The 19312-nt window shown below is 64.1% G+C and carries 23 protein-coding genes and 2 tRNA genes; 13 read left to right on the top strand and 12 right to left on the bottom strand.

The window, feature by feature from the left end:
- Nucleotides 1-53 precede the first annotated feature (53 nt).
- The 3 genes from GGQ98_RS13985 to GGQ98_RS13995 form a co-directional block, all read right to left on the bottom strand.
- On the bottom strand, nt 54-734 hold the full coding sequence (locus tag GGQ98_RS13985; RefSeq protein WP_184070570.1) for a Fe2+-dependent dioxygenase: 681 nt from the start codon (nt 732-734) through the stop codon (nt 54-56).
- Nucleotides 735-940: 206 nt separating this feature from the next.
- Nucleotides 941-3298 carry a TonB-dependent receptor gene (locus tag GGQ98_RS13990; RefSeq protein WP_184070572.1) on the bottom strand — a complete coding sequence of 786 codons (2358 nt, stop codon included), beginning with the start codon at nt 3296-3298 and terminating at the stop codon, nt 941-943.
- Between the two features lie 127 nt (nt 3299-3425).
- Nucleotides 3426-5198 carry an ATP-binding cassette domain-containing protein gene (locus tag GGQ98_RS13995; protein ID WP_184070574.1) on the bottom strand — a complete coding sequence of 591 codons (1773 nt, stop codon included), beginning with the start codon at nt 5196-5198 and terminating at the stop codon, nt 3426-3428.
- A gap of 125 nt (nt 5199-5323) precedes the next feature.
- Between GGQ98_RS13995 and GGQ98_RS14000 the strand changes: the two genes are divergently transcribed.
- The 4 genes from GGQ98_RS14000 (at nt 5324) to GGQ98_RS14015 (ending at nt 8574) form a co-directional block, all read left to right on the top strand.
- The gene (locus tag GGQ98_RS14000; RefSeq protein WP_184070576.1) at nt 5324-5632 is read left to right on the top strand and encodes a PepSY domain-containing protein; all 309 of its coding nucleotides are present in this window, start codon (nt 5324-5326) and stop codon (nt 5630-5632) included.
- Between the two features lie 12 nt (nt 5633-5644).
- Nucleotides 5645-6313 (top strand): response regulator transcription factor, encoded by a 669-nt coding sequence (locus GGQ98_RS14005; protein WP_184070578.1) that lies wholly within the window; start codon nt 5645-5647, stop codon nt 6311-6313.
- Nucleotides 6314-6327: 14 nt separating this feature from the next.
- On the top strand, nt 6328-7713 hold the full coding sequence (locus GGQ98_RS14010) for a sensor histidine kinase (protein ID WP_243451896.1): 1386 nt from the start codon (nt 6328-6330) through the stop codon (nt 7711-7713).
- Nucleotides 7714-7794: 81 nt separating this feature from the next.
- Nucleotides 7795-8574 carry a transglutaminase-like domain-containing protein gene (locus GGQ98_RS14015; protein ID WP_184070580.1) on the top strand — a complete coding sequence of 260 codons (780 nt, stop codon included), beginning with the start codon at nt 7795-7797 and terminating at the stop codon, nt 8572-8574.
- A gap of 52 nt (nt 8575-8626) precedes the next feature.
- On the opposite strand, the gene GGQ98_RS14020 is transcribed toward GGQ98_RS14015, so the two are convergent.
- Together GGQ98_RS14020 and GGQ98_RS14025 are read right to left on the bottom strand one after the other, a co-directional pair.
- Nucleotides 8627-9148: a hypothetical protein gene (locus GGQ98_RS14020; RefSeq protein WP_184070582.1), complete on the bottom strand. Its 522-nt coding sequence runs from the start codon at nt 9146-9148 to the stop codon at nt 8627-8629.
- Nucleotides 9149-9457: 309 nt separating this feature from the next.
- Nucleotides 9458-9531: transfer RNA gene (locus GGQ98_RS14025), tRNA-Gln, on the bottom strand.
- Nucleotides 9532-9724: 193 nt separating this feature from the next.
- Between GGQ98_RS14025 and GGQ98_RS14030 the strand changes: the two genes are divergently transcribed.
- Genes GGQ98_RS14030 through aguB form a run of 4 tightly spaced genes read left to right on the top strand, consistent with a single transcriptional unit; the run spans nt 9725 to nt 13338 of the window.
- A complete protein-coding gene (locus GGQ98_RS14030; protein ID WP_184070584.1) occupies nt 9725-10780 on the top strand; it encodes a Ppx/GppA phosphatase family protein in 1056 nt (351 codons plus the stop codon).
- A 1-nt stretch (nt 10781) separates the two neighbouring features.
- Complete coding sequence (locus GGQ98_RS14035; RefSeq protein WP_184070586.1) at nt 10782-11525, top strand: RlmE family RNA methyltransferase; 744 nt, start codon at nt 10782-10784, stop codon at nt 11523-11525.
- On the top strand, nt 11522-12496 hold the full coding sequence (locus GGQ98_RS14040) for an agmatine deiminase family protein (protein WP_184070587.1): 975 nt from the start codon (nt 11522-11524) through the stop codon (nt 12494-12496). Before GGQ98_RS14035 ends, GGQ98_RS14040 begins: the two co-directional genes overlap by 4 nt.
- Nucleotides 12493-13338 carry an N-carbamoylputrescine amidase gene (gene aguB / locus GGQ98_RS14045; RefSeq protein WP_184070589.1) on the top strand — a complete coding sequence of 282 codons (846 nt, stop codon included), beginning with the start codon at nt 12493-12495 and terminating at the stop codon, nt 13336-13338. Before GGQ98_RS14040 ends, aguB begins: the two co-directional genes overlap by 4 nt.
- 7 nt (nt 13339-13345) lie before the next feature.
- On the opposite strand, the gene GGQ98_RS14050 is transcribed toward aguB, so the two are convergent.
- Both GGQ98_RS14050 and GGQ98_RS14055 read right to left on the bottom strand, forming a co-directional pair.
- Nucleotides 13346-13924: a lambda-exonuclease family protein gene (locus GGQ98_RS14050; protein ID WP_184070591.1), complete on the bottom strand. Its 579-nt coding sequence runs from the start codon at nt 13922-13924 to the stop codon at nt 13346-13348.
- 4 nt (nt 13925-13928) lie between these two features.
- Nucleotides 13929-14582: a uracil-DNA glycosylase gene (locus GGQ98_RS14055; protein WP_184070592.1), complete on the bottom strand. Its 654-nt coding sequence runs from the start codon at nt 14580-14582 to the stop codon at nt 13929-13931.
- Nucleotides 14583-14605: 23 nt separating this feature from the next.
- Here GGQ98_RS14055 and folK point away from each other — a divergent pair, with 23 nt between their 5' ends.
- Together folK and GGQ98_RS14065 are read left to right on the top strand one after the other, a co-directional pair.
- Nucleotides 14606-15142: a 2-amino-4-hydroxy-6-hydroxymethyldihydropteridine diphosphokinase gene (gene folK / locus GGQ98_RS14060; RefSeq protein ID WP_184070594.1), complete on the top strand. Its 537-nt coding sequence runs from the start codon at nt 14606-14608 to the stop codon at nt 15140-15142.
- A gap of 51 nt (nt 15143-15193) precedes the next feature.
- A tRNA-Lys gene (locus GGQ98_RS14065) sits at nt 15194-15269 on the top strand.
- A gap of 118 nt (nt 15270-15387) precedes the next feature.
- Here the strand turns inward: GGQ98_RS14065 and GGQ98_RS14070 are convergent.
- Nucleotides 15388-15996 (bottom strand): hypothetical protein, encoded by a 609-nt coding sequence (locus tag GGQ98_RS14070; protein WP_184070596.1) that lies wholly within the window; start codon nt 15994-15996, stop codon nt 15388-15390.
- Nucleotides 15993-16229 (bottom strand): hypothetical protein, encoded by a 237-nt coding sequence (locus GGQ98_RS14075; protein WP_184070598.1) that lies wholly within the window; start codon nt 16227-16229, stop codon nt 15993-15995. The genes GGQ98_RS14070 and GGQ98_RS14075 overlap by 4 nt, the downstream gene beginning before the upstream one ends.
- A 336-nt stretch (nt 16230-16565) precedes the next feature.
- Here GGQ98_RS14075 and GGQ98_RS14080 point away from each other — a divergent pair, with 336 nt between their 5' ends.
- On the top strand, nt 16566-17033 hold the full coding sequence (locus GGQ98_RS14080; RefSeq protein WP_184070600.1) for a hypothetical protein: 468 nt from the start codon (nt 16566-16568) through the stop codon (nt 17031-17033).
- An 11-nt stretch (nt 17034-17044) separates the two neighbouring features.
- Entirely contained in the window at nt 17045-17569 is a 525-nt protein-coding gene (locus GGQ98_RS14085; RefSeq protein ID WP_184070602.1) for a hypothetical protein, read from the top strand.
- On the opposite strand, the gene GGQ98_RS14090 is transcribed toward GGQ98_RS14085, so the two are convergent.
- Nucleotides 17545-17850 (bottom strand): helix-turn-helix domain-containing protein, encoded by a 306-nt coding sequence (locus GGQ98_RS14090; protein WP_184070604.1) that lies wholly within the window; start codon nt 17848-17850, stop codon nt 17545-17547. The genes GGQ98_RS14085 and GGQ98_RS14090 overlap by 25 nt on opposite strands.
- A gap of 62 nt (nt 17851-17912) precedes the next feature.
- On the opposite strand from GGQ98_RS14090, the gene GGQ98_RS14095 reads away from it, so the two are divergent.
- On the top strand, nt 17913-18293 hold the full coding sequence (locus GGQ98_RS14095; RefSeq protein WP_184070606.1) for a hypothetical protein: 381 nt from the start codon (nt 17913-17915) through the stop codon (nt 18291-18293).
- A 68-nt stretch (nt 18294-18361) separates the two neighbouring features.
- On the opposite strand, the gene GGQ98_RS14100 is transcribed toward GGQ98_RS14095, so the two are convergent.
- Together GGQ98_RS14100 and GGQ98_RS18180 are read right to left on the bottom strand one after the other, a co-directional pair.
- The gene (locus GGQ98_RS14100; protein WP_184070608.1) at nt 18362-19027 is read right to left on the bottom strand and encodes a hypothetical protein; all 666 of its coding nucleotides are present in this window, start codon (nt 19025-19027) and stop codon (nt 18362-18364) included.
- 8 nt (nt 19028-19035) lie between these two features.
- Nucleotides 19036-19312, bottom strand: a 277-nt coding sequence (locus GGQ98_RS18180) for a hypothetical protein (RefSeq protein ID WP_207791420.1), incomplete at its 5' end; no start/stop codon positions are given.

Here is a 19312-nt window from a genome sequence, read left to right on the forward strand (position 1 = left end):
CTGTAACGCTTCAGGTAATGCAAATCAATCGCATTATTGATCGTGAAGGGCGTTCAGGTCGTTGCCCAGCGGCGGAGGAGATTGTGATAGACGCCGGTGAGCTGAATGATCGCGGCGTCATCGTGGCCGCGATCCTGCGCGATGGTCTGGATGGCGGTGTCGAGCTCGAACAGCGAACGCCGCGCCTCGCCGTCGCGGACCATCGACTGGATCCAGAAGAAGCACGCGGTGCGCTTTCCGCGCGTGACGGGCTCGACACGGTGCAGGCTGGAGGCGGGGTAGAGGATCATGTGGCCGGCGGGCAGCTTGACCTGCTGGACGCCGAACTGATCCTCGACCGTGAGTTCGCCGCCGTCGTAGGCGTCGGGGTCTTCGAGGAACAGGGTGGCGGAGAGGTCGCTGCGGATGCGGAATTCGGTGCCGCGCTGGATACGGACGGCGTTGTCGATGTGGACGCCGAAGGTCTGCCCGCCCTCGTAGCTGTTGAACAGCGGCGGATAGACCTTGAGGGGCAGCGCGGCGGCGATGAACAAAGGCGCCTTGCCGAGCGCATCGAGGATGATCGCGCCCGCCTCGCGCGTGGCGGGGCTTTCCTCGGGAAGCTGCATGTTGCGCTTGGCGAGCGCGGACTGGTAGCCGGAGGTGACGTTGCCGTCGACCCACGGGGCGGCATCGATGATCGCGCGGACGCGGGCGAGCGCCTCTGCATCGAGCACGGGAATCGCGATCATCATAGGCTGGAACCGATCTTCAAAATTGTGGCACCCTGAAACGAAAGCCCCTCCTCTTCAGGGGAGGGGTTGGGGTGGGGCATCTCCGCCCGGCGCCGAGCTTGGGGATAGGCCCCACCCCCGGCCCCTCCCCTGAAGAGGAGGGGGGAGATATGGTGCTGGGTGGGCAAGAGCGATCCCCCTGAACCGCCCTTGCCCGCATGCAGTGCTCAGAAGCTGTAGAACAGGCTGAGCACGGCCGATCGCCCTTCGCCGGGCGTCGCCCAGCCGTTGTTGCGGATGCCGGTGTAGTATTTCTCGTCCGTGAAGTTCTGCACGTTGAGCTGCACGGTGAGGCCGTTGCCGAACGGATAGGAGACGAACGCGCGGTGCGTCATCCAGTCCTTCGACTTCGCGAACGGCGTCACCGTGTTCGAAAGCACGAAGCTGCCCTGATAGGTGAAGCCGTAGCCGACCTGCAGGCCGAAGGGGAGCGTGTAGGTGGTGAACAGGCTGCCCGAATGCTTCGGCGTGTTGGTGAGCGGATTGCCGGCCTGCGCATCGGTGAGCGGGCAGGTGATCGCCGTACCGCCGGTAGGCGTGAACGTCGCGCCGGGGTTGGCGAGACAGTAGTTCGAAACGCTCTGCTTCACCTTGCTGTCGAGGTAGGTGTAGTTCGCGAAGATCGCCCACGCATCGGTGATGTTGCCCGAAGCGCCGAGCGCGATGCCGTCGACGCGGCTCCGGCCGTCGAGCACCTGAAGCGTGCCGAGCGTCGGGTCGTTGCTCGCCACCGGGTAGTTGGTGCGCGCGTTGCGGAACAGCGCGGCGGTGAGCTGGAGCCTGCCGCCGACAAGATCGACCTTGCCGCCGATCTCGTAGTTCACCGCTTCCTGCGGCGCGACGGTGCAGGGATCGACGTTCAGGTTCTGCGCCGTGGCGAGACCGCAGCCGCCGCGAACGCTGGACGAGGTGGGCGTGCGGCTGTTGCCGTAGGCCGCGTAGAGGCTGGCGTTGGGCACCGGCTTGTAGACAAGGCCGACGCGGTAGCTGAACAGATCGTCTTCCGAACGCTGCACGGCGCCGCGCGTGATGTCGCCGAACGTCGGCCCGGGCGCGCCGACGATCGTGTCGGCGCGGAAGTCCGCCTTGTTGTTTTCCCAGCGGATGCCGCCGTTGATTTCGAACTGATCGGAGAGCTTGATCGCATCGAACAGGTAGAGCGCGATGTTGCGCGTGTCGCCCTGCGAGGAACCGGTCCGGATATAGTTGATCGGGCCGCCGTAGATGGGATCGGGGTTCGAAATGTCGATCGGGGGCAGCGCGGGGTTCGGCGTCGCGCCGCCCGGATTGCGCATCACGTTGCCGTTCGAGAGATCATAATCTTCCTGCGCGTAGGACGCGCCGATCGTCAGCGTGTGCTCGATGCCGCCCGTGTTCACCACCGCCTTCAGGTCGAGCTGGTTGTAGAGCATCTGGTTTTCGGTGAAGCGCGCCGTGCCGCGCGGGCCCGAGGGGTAATAGGTGCCGGGAAGCTGACCGGTGCCGCAGGGGGCGCCTGTGTAGAGCGTGCCGCCGTCGAGGCAGAAGGCGCCCTGCGGCGGATTGACGACGAGGTTCTGCTCGACGCGCTGCCAGCGCGCGAGATTGCGGATCGAGACGCGGTCGCTGAATTCGTGAGAGAAGATCGCGGTGGCCTGATCGACGGTCTGCTGCTGGTAGTCGACGTCCTTGTAGCCGTAGTACCCGCCGTAATCGGCGCCGGGAAACAGGCCGCCGACCGAGGACGCGTAAGGCACACCGTAAACGGGCGTGTTGTCGTCCTTCTGGTGGACATAGAGCAATGTCAGGCTGGTCGGGCCGTCGATGCCGATGGTGACGGACGGCGCGATGCCCCAGCGCTCGTAGCTGTCGAAGTCGCGGGCCGGAACGTCGTTCTCGTGGTACATCGCGTTGAGGCGGACGGCGACGAGGTCCGACAGGCGCAGGTTGCTGTCGATCGTGGCGCGGTAATAATTGTCCGTGCCGATACCCGCCTGAACGACGCTGAGGTCTTCGGCCTTCGGGCGCTTGGTGACGAGATTGATCGAGCCCGAGATCGAACCCGAGCCGCCGTAGACCGAGTTGGCGCCGTTCACGACTTCGATCTGTTCGAGGTTGAACGTGTCCGAACGGCTGTACTGCGCGCTGTCGCGGACGCCGTCGATCTGGAGATCGGTGTTGGCGCTCTGGCCGCGCAGGTTGATGCTGTCGCCGTAGCCGGCGCCGCCTTCACCCGCGCCGAAGGTGATGCCCGGAATCGTCGTCAGCGCCTCGCGCAGCGTCAGCAGGTTCTGCTGGCGGATCGTGGTGTTGCCGATGACGGTGATCGTCTGCGGCGTATCGAGGAGGGGGCGGACGTACTTGGGAGACTCGGCCTTCTCGACCTTGATCTCGTCGTCAACGGCGGTGCTCGTGACGGTGACGCCGCCGAGGTTCTGCTGATCCTGCGCCTGTGCCGGAAGCGCGCCGGCGGCAAAGCCTACGCAGGAAAGAGCAAGGAAGGCAGGGCGCGCGACAGACAGGCGAGCGGCGGATTCAACGGACATTCGAGTACCCCCAACAGGTTTGATGATGGGGGCGTGTTATTGAGAATGATTTTCAGAGTCAACAATATCAATAATCATTCTCAATAAGGGAAAAGGGTGTGGCTTTTCCGCACGCGCGGCATGTACGTCAGCCAAGCGCCTCGGCCTGTTCGGCGAGGTCCAGCCAGCGTTCCTCGCATTGCGTGAGGCGGACGCGCGCTGCGTCGAGGGCGTCGGAAATTTTCATGAAACCGTCGGGATCGCGCCGATAAAGTTCCGGATTGGCGAGCGCTTCCTCCCGGCGGAGGATGTCCGCGTGCAGAGCCTCGATCTCGCCGGGGAGCATGTCGAGCTCGCGCTGGTCCTTGTAGCTGAGCTTGGCGCGGACCGTGCGCGGGGCTTCCGTGGCCGGAGCGGAGGGCGCCTGTTTCGCGGTTCGCTGCGTGCGCTGCTTTTCCCAGTCGGCAAAACCGCCCGCGACCACGTCTGCGCGGCCGCTGCCGTCGAGGCCGACCACCATCGTGACGGTGCGGTCGAGGAAGTCGCGGTCGTGGCTGACGATGAGCACGGTGCCTTCGTAGTCGGCGATCACCTCCTGCAGGAGGTCGAGCGTTTCGAGGTCGAGGTCGTTGGTCGGCTCGTCGAGCACGAGGAGGTTGGACGCGCGGGCGAACTCGCGCGAGAGCAGAAGCCGCGAGCGCTCGCCGCCGGAGAGCGCATCGACGGGCGCATCGGCGTAGGCGGGATCGAACAGGAACTCCTTGAGATAGCCGATGACGTGCTTCTTCTCGCCGCGCACGTCGATCCAGTCCCCGCCGTCCGCAAGGATGTCGCGGACGCGCTTGCCGGGTTCGAGGAGCTTGCGCTGCTGATCGATGGTGATGCCCGCGAGCGTTTTCGCCTGCTTCACGGTGCCGGTATCGGGGGTGATCTCGCCGGTGAGGAGCTTGAGGAGCGTCGTCTTGCCCGCGCCGTTTGGCCCCACGATGCCGATGCGGTCGCCGCGCTGGATGCGGAGCGTCAGATCCTTGATGATCGTGCGGCCGCCGTAGCTTTTGCTCACATTTTCGGCATCGATGACGATCTTCGCCTTGGCATCGTCGGTTTGCAGGCCGAGTTTCGCCTTGCCGGCCTGCCCGATCATGCTCGCCCGCTGCGCGCGCATCTCGTGAAGTTTGGCGAGGCGGCCCTGGTTGCGGCGGCGGCGCGCGGTGACGCCGCGTTGCAGCCAGTGCAGTTCGTCGCGCAGTTTCGAATCGAGCTTTTCGGCGGAGCGGGCCTCTTCGGCATAAATCTGTTCGGTCCACGCCTCGAAGCCGCCGAAGCCGATCTCGGCACGGCGGATCACGCCGCGATCGAGCCAGAGCGAGGAGCGGGTGAGGCGGGTGAGGAACGTCCGGTCGTGGCTGATCGCGACGAAGGCGCCGGTGTAGCGGCCGAGCCAGCCTTCGAGCCATTCGATGGCGGCGAGATCGAGGTGGTTGGTCGGCTCGTCGAGCAGGATAAGGTCGGGGTTTTCGGCAAGCGCGCGGGCGAGCGCGGCGCGGCGCCGTTCGCCGCCGCTTGCGGTTTCGGCCGGGCGATCGAGATCGAGCCCGATCTGATCGGCGATGGCGTCCACCTCGTGCGCGGCCGGCGCGCCGGGCTCGCGCATGGCGAAATCGCGGAGCGTGGCGTAGCCGGTGACCTGGGGATCCTGCTCCAGAAGCACCACATGCGTGCCGGGCCTGGCGTTGCGTTTGCCCTCGTCGAAATCGGTGAGCCCGGCGATCAGGCGGAACAGCGTGGTTTTGCCCGCGCCGTTGCGGCCGATGAGCGCCAGCCGGTCGCGCTCGCCGACAAAAAGGTCGAGGCCGCGCAGCAGCCAGCCCGTGCCTTGCACAAGGCCGATGGATTCAAGCGAGACAATAGGGGCAGACACGCGTTAGACTTCCGGCTGAGAGGAACGGGGGAGTTAGGGCGATTGGGGCAGGCGCGCAACATTCATGGGCTATTCACCGCGCGGGCGGTATTCGTCACGGGCATTTTTACAAAATGAGTCCGTGTGTGAAGTTCCGTATCGCCTTTGTCTGGGTCGTCCTCTGCGTCTCCGCAGCCACTGCGGCGCCTGCGCAGGCGCTTGATCCCAAGATGAAGGATCACGACGCGGCGCGGGCGGCGGCGAAGAGCGGCGAGATTCGCTCGCTCGGCGAGATCAAGAACCGCGTCAGAAACCGGGTGCAGGGCGAACTCGTCGGCAGCAAATTCGATATGCACCAGAAGCGTTACCGGCTGCGGTATCTGCGCGAAGGCTCGATCGTCGAGGTGGACGTCGATGCCAAGACCGGTAAGATCATCGACATAGACGGTAACTGAAAGTTCCCCACCATGCGCCTGCTCATCGTCGAAGACGAACCTACGCTTGCACGCCAGCTTCGCGAAACGCTGGAAGGGGCGGGCTATGCCGTCGATGTCGCGAACGACGGTGAAGAGGGGCATTTCCTCGGCTCGTCGGAAAGCTACGACGCGGTCGTGCTCGATCTGGGGCTTCCCGAAATGGACGGCCTCACCGTTCTCGACAAATGGCGCAAGGCCGACATCGCGTGCCCGGTGCTCGTGCTGACGGCGCGCGACAGCTGGTCCGACAAGGTGGCGGGGCTCGATGCGGGTGCGGACGATTATCTCGCCAAACCCTTCCAGATGGAGGAATTGATCGCGCGGCTGCGCGCGCTCATTCGCCGCTCCACGGGCAATGCCTCGTCCGAGCTGGAAGCGGGCGATGTGCGCCTTGATACGCGCTCCGGCCGCGTGACGCTGGCCGGTACGCCGGTGCGCCTGACCGCGCAGGAGTACAAGCTGCTGGCCTATCTGATGCACCACAAGGGCAAGGTGGTTTCGCGGACCGAGCTGATCGAGCACATCTATGACCAGGACTTCGATCGCGATTCGAACACGATCGAGGTGTTCATCACCCGTATCCGCAAGAAACTGGGCGCGGATCTCATCGAGACCATCCGCGGCCTCGGGTACAGCCTGGACGACCCGCGCGCTGCCTGAAACGGCCGCCTGACATGACCCGTGCCGCGCCACGCGAATCCCGTTTCGGCCAGTTGTTCCTGCGCGGCTCGCTCAGCCGCCGCATGCTCGCGGTTTCGGCGCTGTGGATCATCACGCTGCTGCTTATCGGCGGATACGCGCTCGAACGCACGGTCGGGCGCATCATCACCGACGGTTTCGACGAGCGGCTGCGCAGTGTCATCACGGCGCTGATCGCGACGGTGGAACTGGGCCCGGAAGGCGAGATACGCCTGAACCGGTCGCTTGGCGACCAGCGCTTCCAGGAGCCGTATTCGGGCCTTTACTGGCAGATCAGCATGGCGGGGCAGGAGCCGCTGCGCTCGCGCTCGCTGTGGGACCGCGCGCTGACGCCGAGCACCTTCGACGCGAGCAAGGAGCCCGTCGCTTACGACAGCAATGATTTCGAGGGCGACCGCCTGCGGGTGATGGAGCGCGACATCGTGCTGCCCGAAAGCCCGATCGTCCTCCACGTGCAGGCGGCGCAGAACCGCGCCGAACTCGACGGCCAGCTCGCCCGCGTGCGCGCGACCGTGCTGTGGTCGCTCGGCGTGCTCGGCATCGGGCTGATCGGCATGGCCGCCTTGCAGACCGGGTACGGACTCTGGCCGCTGCGCCGCATCAGCGACCAGATTTCCGCCGTTCGCAGCGGCACGGTGAAGCGGGTTTCATCGGACTTTCCATCGGAGGTTTCGCCGATGGTCGCCGAGCTGAACGAGCTTCTCGACCACACCGAAGCGCAGGCCGAGGCGGCGCGCATGCATGCCGGGAACCTGGCGCACGCGCTGAAGACGCCGCTCGCCATCGTGATGAACGAGGCGGAGGGGCAGACGAACCCGCTTGCGCTGACGGTGCGCGGTCAACTTGCCATCATGCGGCGCCACATCGACCATCATCTTGCGCGCGCGCGCGCGCTCGGCCGCCGCTCTGCGGTGAACGTGCGCGCCGAGGTGTGGCCCGCGCTCGAAGGCCTGCGCCGCGCGATCAGCCGTATCTATCCCGATGTGACGATCGACCTCGACGGCGACCGCACCGCGATATTTCAGGGCGAACGGCAGGATCTGGAGGAAATGGCGGGCAACCTTATCGAGAATGCCGCCAAATACGGCGCCGGGCGCGTGTTCGTGACCGTATTGCGGACAAGCGGACCGGAGCGCTTCATCGAGATCGTTGTCGAAGACGACGGCCCCGGCATCGCGGAAAAGGAACGCGGCCGCATCTTCGGGCGCGGCGCTCGGCTCGATACCGAGAAGCCGGGCACCGGGCTCGGCCTCGCCATCGTCAAGGATGTGGCTGAAATCTACGGCGGCAGCATCAGGCTCGGCAGCAGCGACGACCTGGGCGGGCTGGAAGCGAAGCTGCGGCTGCCCGCAGCATTCTGATGCGCGTGCCCTCGCACTGGAACGAGGGAGTCTGATAGGGGTTGATGTGCGTGCTGCACATTCATCTTCGAACGGAGTCCCATGCGTCTTTCCATAGACACGATGCTTGATTACGAATTGACTGCCCCCGCCGACCTGCTGCTGGCTGTCGAAGTCGCCCAGATGCCGGACCAGACGCTCGTCACCGACAAGATGATCGTGCAGGGCGTCGATGCACTGACACCTGTTGTGGCGGAGGAGGGGCTGGGCCGTCGCACGTGGACCCACGGGACCGGGCGCGTGACCGTGCGCTACCAGGCCCAGGTGGACGTCGACCGCCCGAAGCCGTCACTTGCCGGGCTGAACGCCGACGACAAGCGGGAATTGCCGGCGCTTGTCGTGCCCTATCTTTTTCCCAGCCGATACTGCGAAGCCGACAGGTTCGTATCGATGGTGGATCGGGAGTTCGGGGGCCTTTCCGGCGGCGATCAGATCGAGGCGATCGCGGCGTGGATCCGGCAGCATCTGGATTATGTCCCCGGGGTCAGCAACAGCGCGACCACGGCCGCCGATACGTTCATCGCCCGTCAGGGCGTGTGCCGGGACTTTGCCCACCTGATGATCGCCATGACGCGGGCTGCCGGTACACCCGCCAGAATGGTCGCCGCCTACGCATGGCAACTCGAGCCGCAGGACTTCCACGCCGTGATGGAGGTATGGCTTGAGGGGCGCTGGCATCTGGTCGACGCGACAAACCTCGCGCCCTGCGAGGGCATCGTGAGGATATGCGTGGGACGCGACGCCACGGATATCAGCTTCCTCACCGTTTTCGGCGAAGCGCGGCTGATCGAGCAGCGCGTGGATGTGCGGCAGATCGGGTGACGGGGTAGAGAGCAGGGGCGGACCGGCGATGGGTCCGCCCCTGCCGTGCGTTTTATTCCTGCGGTGCCGCAGCGACCGGCTCGGCCACCGGAGCGGCTGCCACCGTCGTTACCGTCGCAACCGGTGCAATCATCGGTGCGGCAGGGGCCGGAACGACAACTGCCAAGGGTGCAGGCGCGGGAAATGTGACGGGCACATCTTCCTGGACGAAGCCCGTGATGTTCGATCCGACCGGAATCTGCGCGCTCGTGCCGGTGACGAAGAAGCCGACCACCGGTATGAGCACGGCCGCAGCGACCACACCCGCCGTACCCGTGACGCCCTTGTCGTCGATGGAGCCGGACAGGCGTATCTGCCGCCCGTTGGCCCTTACGTAGAGCATGCGGGTTTCGATGTGGCCGGACTTGCCCCACATGCCCTTGTTGCGCACGCTGGTGACTTCACCCACGGCCGGACTGCCCACCGGAATCACCACCTGACCGTCAACCGAAACCGCTTCCGCGACTTCAAGTTCGAAACGGTGTCCGACCTTGAGCTTTTTGCCCTCGGTCGTCAGGCCGACGAGGGTTTTCAAAGGGACCGATGTGCCGGCCCGTAGAACGGAACTCTGGGGCGCCCCAAGAGCGACCGGTTCAGCATTCTGTGCAGTGTCTTGCGCGGATGCCGGATACGCACAGATGGCCGCGCCGATGGCGGCAAATACGATTCTTTTCATGATTCCCCCATGTCGGCGCAAAAATACACCGCACAATCACGATGAACCAACTTTAATTCAGTAGCAAGGCGGGTAGTAACGATACTATCGTTTCTTGCTCGGAACGGCCATATACTTGCCGATCGGACCCGTGGCCGCCGCCGTTGTCACGGCCTTTGCAGGAATTGATGGATGCCCCGCGAGGATTCGAACCTCGATTGACGGAGTCAGAGTCCGTAGTCTTACCATTAGACGACAGGGCACCAATGGGCGGCGGGTGCTGCCCGGTTGCGGTGGGCCTAATATGGGGGCTGCCGCGCAATGTCAAACGGTCTGATGGGTGCCGGCCGTGCGCGTGGAGGTTGCGAATTTTCATAAAAGGGTGTTAGCCTCGTCTTCAAGTGTACGGCGGGTGCCTTTCGAGGTCTCCGGCGTCTTGATTTCAGGGCGACCATCATGCCTTTCGACGTTACCCAGGCGCCCGATCCGGGCGTATCGGACTCTCCCCCGCCGTTGCCGCGGGGCGAAACGGGTCATCCGCAGCGGCGCGCCTATGCCGCGCTTGACCTCGGCACCAACAATTGCCGCCTTTTGATCGCCCGGCCCGCGCGGGGCGGATTTTACGTCGTGGATGCCTTTTCGCGCATCGTGCGGCTGGGGGAGGGGCTGCTCGAAACCGGGCGGCTTTCCGATGCCGCGCAGGACCGCGCCGTCGCCGCGCTGAAAGCCTGCGCCGACAAGGTGCGGCGCAGGAGCGTCTGGGTAAGCCGGAACGTCGCGACCGAGGCCTGTCGCCGCGCCAGCAACGGCGAGGCCTTCGTGGACCGCGTGTTCGCCGAGACCGGCATCGCGCTCGATGTCATTTCGCCGGAGGAAGAGGCACGGCTTGCGGTGCTCGGCTGCCAGACGCTGCTCGACCGGCGCGGCGGACACGCGCTCGTCTTCGACATCGGCGGCGGCAGCACCGAGATCATCCTGGTGGAAATCGAGCCGGGCGGACGCGAGCGGATCCTGAGCTGGGCGAGCGTGCCGTGGGGCGTGGTTTCACTCACCGAGACCGAGCCGACGCATTTCGACAGTATCGACGACCGCGCGGCCGCCTATGACCGGATGCGCGCGCGGGTCACGGAGCATCTGGTCGCCGCGCGCGAACATCTGCAGCCGCCGTGCCGCACCGAAGAGCTGCAATTGCTCGGCACCTCGGGAACCATCACGACGCTCGCCAGCCTGCATATGGGCCTCGCGCACTACGACAGGCGGAAGGTGGACGGGTGCAGCGTGCCTTCTGCGGCGCTTCGCGACGTCGGCGTGTCGCTGTCGCGCATGGCCCACGGCGAACGGGCCGCGCTCGCCTGCATCGGCGACGAACGTGCCGACCTTATCGTGGCCGGGTGCGCGATCCTTGATGCGATCCTCGACATGTTTCCATCCGCTGACGTCTGCGTCGCCGATCGCGGCATTCGCGAAGGCATATTGCGGACGCTGATGCGCCGCGACGGTCACAGGCTTTAGCATGGTGGAGGGTGTAGGCGGCCGCTCAGTCGGCGGGAAGATCAGGGTCAAGACGGCGCGGCGGCGTTCAGCCGCCTCGACGCGCTGGATCGAGCGGCAGCTCAACGACCCGTACGTGAAGGCGGCGAAGGCCCAGGGATACCGCTCGCGCGCGGCCTTCAAGCTGCTGGAGCTGGACGAGAAATATCATTTCCTGCGCGGGGTGCGCCGGGTGATCGATCTGGGGGCCGCGCCCGGCGGGTGGTGCCAGGTGCTGCGCGAAAAGCACCCCAAGGCCGCCGTCGTGGGAATCGATCTTCTGGAGATGGCGCCGATTTCGGGCGTGACCTTCCTGCAAATGGATTTCCTTGCCGACGAAGCCCCGGGCGCACTGAAAGCCGCGCTCGGCGGCCCGCCCGACCTGGTGCTTTCGGACATGGCCGCGAACACCATCGGCCACAAGCAGACCGACCATCTGCGCACGATGGGACTGGTGGAGGCCGCGATCCATTTCGCGTGCGAGATTCTGTCGCCCGGCGGTACGTTCGTCGCCAAGGTGCTCGCCGGCGGCGCGGACCACGCGCTTGTCGCGGAGCTGAAACGAAACTTCCGCACTGTGAAGCACTCGAAGCCGCCCGCAAGCCGCAAGGATTCGTCGGAATGGTACGTTGTGGCGCAGGGCTTCAAGGGAACATCGGCGCCGGGGGCAGGTTCCATCAGCGGGGCCGCCGGTCATACTGGTTCCGCGCAGGAGAATGACGAATGAAACGCCAGCCCGCCGAATGGGCGCCGCACGCCGCGATCTGGACGGCGTGGCCATCCGACGCTTCGCTGTGGGAGGAAAATCTTGAGCCCGCGCAGGCCGAGGTCGCCGCGATGGTGGCCGCGATCGTTGCGGACGGCGGCGAACCCGTGGAGCTTCTCGTCGACGGCGCCGAAGCGGAAGCGACGGCCCGCCTTGCACTCGCCGATCATCCTTCCGTGCGGATTCATCGGTGCAAGTTCGGCGATATCTGGCTGCGCGACACCGGCCCGCTGTTCCTTTCGGACGGAAGCGCCGCGGCGTTCCGCTTCAACGGCTGGGGCGGCAAGTACGCGCTGGAAGGCGACGATACGGTTGCCGATTTCGTGGCCGAAACGCAGGGATCGCCGCTCACCCGGCACGACTGGGTGATCGAAGGCGGGGCCATCGAGCCCGACGGCACGGGCCGCGTCGTCACCACGCGCCAGTGTCTGCTCAATCCCAACCGCAACCCGAGCCTTTCGCAGGCGGACATCGAGGCGCGGCTTGCCGCCGACCTTGGGCTCGACACGGTGATCTGGCTGGGAGACGGGCTTTTGAACGACCACACCGACGGGCATGTCGACAACCTCGCGCGGTTCGTCGCGGAAGGTGTCGTCGTGGTGCCGGAGCCTGCGGGCGCGGACGATCCGAACGCGGAGGTCTACGCCGAGGCCCGGCAAACGCTGGAAGCGGCGGGACTCGACGTGCGGACGATCCCGTCGCCCGGCCTTCTGGACGTGGACGGCGAGGCGATCCCCGCGAGCTACATGAACTTCCTGATCACCAACAAGAAGGTGATCGTGCCCATCTACGGCCAGCCCAACGACGACGCGGCGGTGGCCGCCGTTCAGGCGCTGTTTCCGGGGCGCGAGGCGGTGGGGCTTCCCGCGAACAATATTCTGACGGGCGGCGGCTCGTTCCATTGCATCACCCAGCAGGTTCCGGCCCTATGACCATGAACGTCGCCGCGCTCCAGCTTCCGCTGGGGGACGATATCGATACCAATATTGCGCGCGTCAGCGACCTTGTGCGCGAGGCGGCGGGGAAGGGGGCGAAGATCATATTGCCGCCCGAACTCTTCGAAGGGCCGTATTTCTGCCAGGTGCAGCACGAGCGCTTCTTCGCGACGGCGCAGCCTGTCGGCGCGCACAAATCGGTGCTGGCGATGCAGGCGCTTGCGGCGGAACTGAAGGTCTATATCCCGACCAGCTTCTTCGAGGCGGACGGGCCGCACTATTACAACACGCTCGCGATGATCGACGACGACGGCAAGGTGATGGGCACCTACCGCAAGAGCCATATCCCGGACGGACCGGGCTATACCGAGAAGTTCTATTTCCGGCCCGGCAACACCGGCTTCAAGGTGTGGCCGACGAAGTACGGGACGGTGGGCGTCGGCATCTGCTGGGACCAGTGGTATCCCGAAACCGCGCGCGCGATGATGCTGATGGGGGCGGACGTGCTGTTCTTCCCCACCGCGATCGGCGACGAACCGGCGGCCGAGGAACTGGACACATCGCGGCTGTGGCGGCGGGCGATGATCGGCCACGCGGTTTCGAACGTCGTGCCGGTGGTGGCGGCGAACCGCGTCGGCACCGAAGACGCGATGAGCTTCTACGGGCACAGCTTCATCACCGACGAGCGCGGCGATTTCGTCGCGGAATTCGGCGCCGGGGAAACGGGCGTGCTGACGGCGGAGATCGATCTGGAGCGCGTGAAGCGGCACCGCGCGGCGTTCGGCTTCTTCCGCGACCGCAGGCCCGAGCTTTACGGGCGGCTTTCGCAGGATATCTGAGGCGGGGCTACCCCGCCAGCACCTCGTCCCAGAACGCGGCTTCGGCGTCGAGCATCCGATCGATATAGGGCGCGTCGCGCGCGACTTCGATATGCTGCGGGCTGCGCCCCGGCACCCAGCACCAGTAATCGATGCGGGCATAGCCGGTGACGGCGAGGATATGCTGGAGCTGGCCGTAGTAATATCGCGGCGCCGCGCGCTTTTCGGCGCTGTACGCGTAGGCCTTGTCGCCGCATTTGATCTCGACGACCGCGCCCGAGGCGAAGCAGATGCCGTCGACGCTGGCGCGCATCCATTCGTAGCGATTGCTCTGCAGGCAGGCGGGGGCGACGGTGCGGCCCGTGTGGCCGGCATAGAGCCGCCGGGCTTCGGGCTCCAGCGCGTTGCCGCGCGCCATCACGGCATTGCCGCGCCACTGCGAAACCGCGCCCGCCAGCGCGTCGATCTTTTCCTTCAGCAGCCGTTTGCGGCTCTTCCAGGGGTTTTCGCCCATCACGGCGGGGGCATCCGACGCGCCGAGGCCGCCGCTGCGCCACGTGAGCCAGCGCGCGTTCCCCTGATCGAGATCGACGACCGAGAAGGGCATGGGCCTACGCCGCCGTTTCCATCGCCATGCGAAACACATCCTCGAACATCGGCGCGGTGAGGCGCCCGGTGTTCGTGTTGTAGCGCGAGCAGTGATAGCTGTTGAACAGCACCTGCCCGCCGGGAAGCGCGTGGCGCGCGCCGTGCGCGAACTTGTGATGCGAGGGTTTCAGCCCGAAACTGCGCAGCGTCGACTGATGCGCGATGAGCCCGAGCGTGATGAAGGCGCGCAGGCGGGGCAGGGCGCTGATCTGCGTTTCCAGAAACGGGCGGCAGGTGTTCATTTCCTGCGGGGTCGGCTTGTTCTCCGGCGGCAGGCATTTGACCGCGTTGAGGATGATCGCCCCTTTGAGGCGCAGGCCGTCCCCCGGATCGGCGGCATAGGTGCCGCTCGAAAGCCCGAACTTGCCGAGCGTCGCATACAGAAGATCGCCCGCATAATCGCCCGTGAAGGGGCGCCCGGTGCGGTTCGCGCCGTGCTTGCCGGGGGCAAGGCCGATGATGCCGAGCCATGCGCCCGGATCGCCGAAAGCCGGGACGGGCGCATTCCACCAATCCGGGAATTCCGCGCGGCATTCGCGGCGGAACGCGACGAGGCGCGGACAGCGGGGGCAATCGCGGGAGGGCTCGGTTGCGGCAAGCGGGCTTTCCATCAGCATGCGTTTCCGCTTAAGCGGCGCGCATGGGCTTAGCAACCGCCGCAACATCCGCCGAGACATCGGCCGAGACATCGATCGTGATCGCCATCGGATCGAACCGCCCGCACGGGCGCCACGGACGACCCGCAGAGGTGGTGCGCGCCGCGGTGAAGGCGCTCGGCGAGGCCGGGTTTGCGGCGGGGGCGGTTTCGCCGATTCTGGCCACGCGCGCGATGGGGCCGGGGGGGCGTGATTATGCGAACGCCGTCATGACGTCGTCGACGCGCCTTGCGCCGCCGCAGATCGTTGCGGCGCTGAAGGCCGTGGAGCGCAGCTTCGGACGTCGCGGGGGGCGGCGCTGGGGCGCGCGCGTGCTCGACCTGGATCTCATCACGTGGGGCGACGGGGTTTGGCCCGCGCCGCTGCTCTGGCGACAATCGCGAGGGATCGCGGTGCCGCACCGCGCCATGCACACAAGAGCGTTCGTGCTCGCCCCGATGCTCGCGGTTGCGGCCGATTGGAAACACCCCGTGTTCGGCCTGACCGTGCGCCAAATGCGCGCCCGCCTCAGAAACGGTTGACCGAAGCCCCCGCGCTCCATAGATCAACCCCGCACACGCCCCAAAGGCGATGGGCCCTTAGCTCAGTCGGTAGAGCAACTGACTTTTAATCAGTAGGTCGCTGGTTCGAATCCAGCAGGGCTCACCATAAAATCAATGACTTAGACAAAATGTGGTGAGGCGGCGGGACGGCTAATCTAACATTTGATCTAACAAAAACGCCCCGACCTTTCGAGCCGGGGCGCTTGATGGCGAGGGTGGTGGGGTCAGGCGTTGCGCGTCTCGGCAATGCGGCGGACGTCGGCAACAATGTCGTCGACATAGTCTTGTGAATCGCAACCCTCTTGCTCGATGAGATCGACTTTTCGCGCCAGCTCCTGAATGTCGGTCGCTGGATAACTGCACAGCGACAGCCATGTTTCGTCGCGCCTCTCATCTGCGGCGTATTCTTCTCGGCACAGAGCCGGGATTCCCATCTTTCGGTACAGCCTCTTATTCGCAACCTCGACGCGGAGGTGCATGGCCTTCCCTTTCCGCAATTCGGCGATGCCCGGCCGATCTTTCCTTTTGTCCGGCACGTCTTCGAGCGCCCGCAAGAGTGTGCCCCATTTCTTTTTGAACTGATCGACCGTCATTGGCTCGCCATCGACGATTACGTTGGGGTAGGGAGTGCTCGCCGCCCTCCAGGCATCCTCGGCAGCGTCCCGTTTTGCACATGCGGCGTCTGAAATTTTGCAGGCGTTGCGATACTCAAGCAATCGCCTTCCCCATTCTCCTGAATCGGGCGCTGTGGTGGCTGCCATTGCGGGTAGTGCCGCTACCGGCGCAAGCGCGATCCCCGCGAGCACCGTTCTTCTATCGGACGAAGCGCTCATTGCGCGCCCCCCGCCCGGATCGCGTCAAGATCGGTTTCGACGCTGCGGACATGGCCTTTGATCGTCTCGGCCATGCGGACGAAGGCCGAACGCTGATCGTCATCCCCAACGTCGGAGGCCATCATATAGACCGCCTCAAGAAGATCACGCACCATGCGTAGCCTGTCGCTTAAATCGATCAGCATCACGGTATTGGTCTGGGCGCACGCCGGCCCTATGCTGGAAACAGCCATATCGCATCCTTTCATGCGGTTTCGGTTAGAGCCGGGCGGAAGCGCCAACTTCCTCTCGGCTCGCAAGTGTGATAACACGGTTTCTATGGCAAAGCAAGAAACTGTGATAACACGGAAGCGCAGGGGACCGGCGCCCACCGGCAAGGGCACAATGATCGGCGTCCGCCTCCAGCCCGAACCGCTTGCAGCGGTCGATGCATGGCGCGAGGATCAGCCGGATAAACCGACTCGGCCGGAAGCGATCAGACGTTTGGTGGAGAAGGGGCTGGGGGAGTAGCGCCCTGTTCATCTCGTTTCTATTGTGAAACTATACTCTCTCAGGAATCGGGGGGGCACATGATACCAATTTCAAAACTGAAGGTGGCTTATCTTGGAGACTGCACACGCGGCCAAGTTTTGATGGCAGCGGACCACTCGCGTTACGGTAGCCTTGTCATTGGTCGGGGCGGGGAGCTCAATGTCGCGGTTCAACTAGGAGGCGATGACGCGTTTTCATTAATGCGGCTGGAAAACGCGGAGAGCTACTTTGGAGTCGTTCCCGAGGACATCGAATTTTTAGTTGACCCCACCACTGCAAGCAGCACCAACGCCAACAAGGCGGGAACCCTTAGTCTCCAAGGAGATCAATTGGGTATATATGCCAAAAGCCCAAACGGGCAGGCCCGCTTGGTTAAGATCAGAATTAACGACAGCGAATGCAGCCCACAGGATCGTGAAATCTGGTTCAGCCGGTGGTCTGTAGTTCAGCGATTAGCAAGTGGCGATTCGGTCACCCTCTATAATTTTGACCTTCACGCGCAATGAATGAGTGCGGTATGCCTGACGTTGATGTGACACTCGCTGCCCGAATGCGAGATGATGCTTGGCAAATGGCAATTCATGAACGCGCTCAACGGGATCAGGTCACTCAGAGAATCCGCTTTGGGTTGGTCGTGCTTAACGGTGCTTCGCTCGCTACTGTGCTTGGCGCATCCAGCTTGCTGGACAACCTCCCTGATACGATTTTGGCGTTTTCAGCCAGCAGTTTCGCATTGGGCATCGCTGCAGCAGGCTGGGCACTGGAGAGTCACCAGAATTATTTGATTGCTAGTGCCGGGCGGTGGTCAGCAAACGCGATGAAGCGGGAGCGACTGCGCGCCTTAATTGAGTTTTCTCACGTTAATGCCAATGACGAGAAGACATTGGCGGCAATTGAAAAACTATTCAACGAGATGACAGGCGAACCGGAGGTGCTCTTCCAGCCAGATACGGCCTCCATTTGGAAGCAATATACTTCGCGTGGACTTTGGGTAGTGGGAATGCTGTCTATCGTAGGTTACAAGATATGGTCGCTTATCTGAGATAGCGCCCGCTCACGTGCCGCCTGCCGGGCACGGTTCCACGCAGCCACAATCGCGTTGGCCTCGCGGATGATTGCCTCTTCCTCACTCTCAGGTTCGATGACGGATTTAATCGGGACGGGAGGTTTCGGATTGAGGGCGCGTTGAACCGTGCTCTTGCTCAGGCCGGTCTCGTCGGCGATGCGTTGGGCAACCCCCTTGGGCTGGCCCGGCCCGCGCTTCGTTTCTGGCAATACTGGTTCATTTTGCGCCAGTATTCTGCACTCCCGAACTTCCAGCAATTCCGCATAGCGTCGGATATGCCGATGTAGACTTGCCAGGGGTGCTTCGGCATGATGCGCATATGGGGAGCGGGGAAATTACTGCGATTGTTGTCGCGCTAGGGCTGGCGATTGCCGGTGGTATGTGTTCGCTCGCGCTAAATCACCCGTCAGTCCAGAAAACGATGGCCGGCTGGATTTTATGGACCTTGCTGTTGCTAGCAACTCCCACTGTGATCGCGCTGTACTTTTACATCGACGGGATGGAAACAGCCGGTTCGCTTTTGAGCGGGCCAGCGCTAACTGCAGTACAGCAAGACATTAGATATACCAGATATATATTAACTGCCATTTATGTCTCAGTGGCTTACTTCATTTCCCTTCTGAGCTTTTGCTCCTGGTTGCGTGAAATTAAACGAGACGCAGAAAAAGCGCCGCCACCAGATAGCCAAGCGCGAACATAGATAGACCGAATAGTAGCACTTTAACTATCGGTGTTGCGTTCATGATTTCTCCTAATGATCCAAGTTGCCTAAGCCGCAACCAACTCCCCCTCAATATCGCCATAGGTATGTAGGGCAGCGCACTCGATTCCGGCCGCTGAAACCGTCGTCAGCGTGATTTCACCGGCCACAGCGCCCACGCCGTCGGGCATGATGCCCCAGCCCGTGCGCACGCCCCGCTGCGCCTCCACAAGCGGCAGGGCATCGCGCAGCGGCACGAACGACGGATTGCGCAACCTCACCTCACGGCCATAGACGGCCCGTAGATCGACGTCGGGATTGAGCGCCTGCAGGCAGGGCCTAAGCGTCCACGGTTGCACATTTGGCAGCGGGGTCGGGAAGCCCGTCATGAACGACAGCCCCATAGGACGCCCGTGCCGACGCGAATACAGGGCGATAAACACCTCGCTCGGTCGCTGATCGGGGTCGAGCCCCTGATCGGCGTAGAAGCCCCGCACGACGCCCGGCAGAGCGCGCACGAATGCTTCCTGATCGCACGCCTCCCAATCCGGGATCGAGCGGACCAGAGACGACAGCACAATCGCCTGCAGGCTCCCTGTCGTGGCAATAGCGAGCGACTGCGACCGAACGGCAAGAACCTTCGGCATCAGCGCCAGAATCGTGCCGCCGGGCGTGAACAGCCCCGAATCCGTCATCAGGTACGCGGCGTCCGGCTGGACGATGAGATTAGCCATCGACATCGCTAGCACCCCCGGCTGGCCATGTGCATGGCCCCCATCGCCCCGGCATTCACCAGCGTCGCTATCGCCGTTTCAGCCGCGCGTGCCGGGCGTTCCCTCAGATATTCCCCGACCGTTTTTTCAGGGTTGATCGCGTGCCAAGTGTTCATATCTTGCAGCACCGTCGCGACTTGCTCGCCAACCATGTCAATCGGCGTCCAAAAGGGACCCCCGATCGGCGTGCAAAAGGGACCCCACCGCGGCGTGGCGATCGGTTGATGTTGAGCGCGAGTTTCGCTC

The organism is Sphingosinicella soli (assembly GCF_014199685.1).
Lineage (GTDB): Bacteria > Pseudomonadota > Alphaproteobacteria > Sphingomonadales > Sphingomonadaceae > Sphingosinicella > Sphingosinicella soli.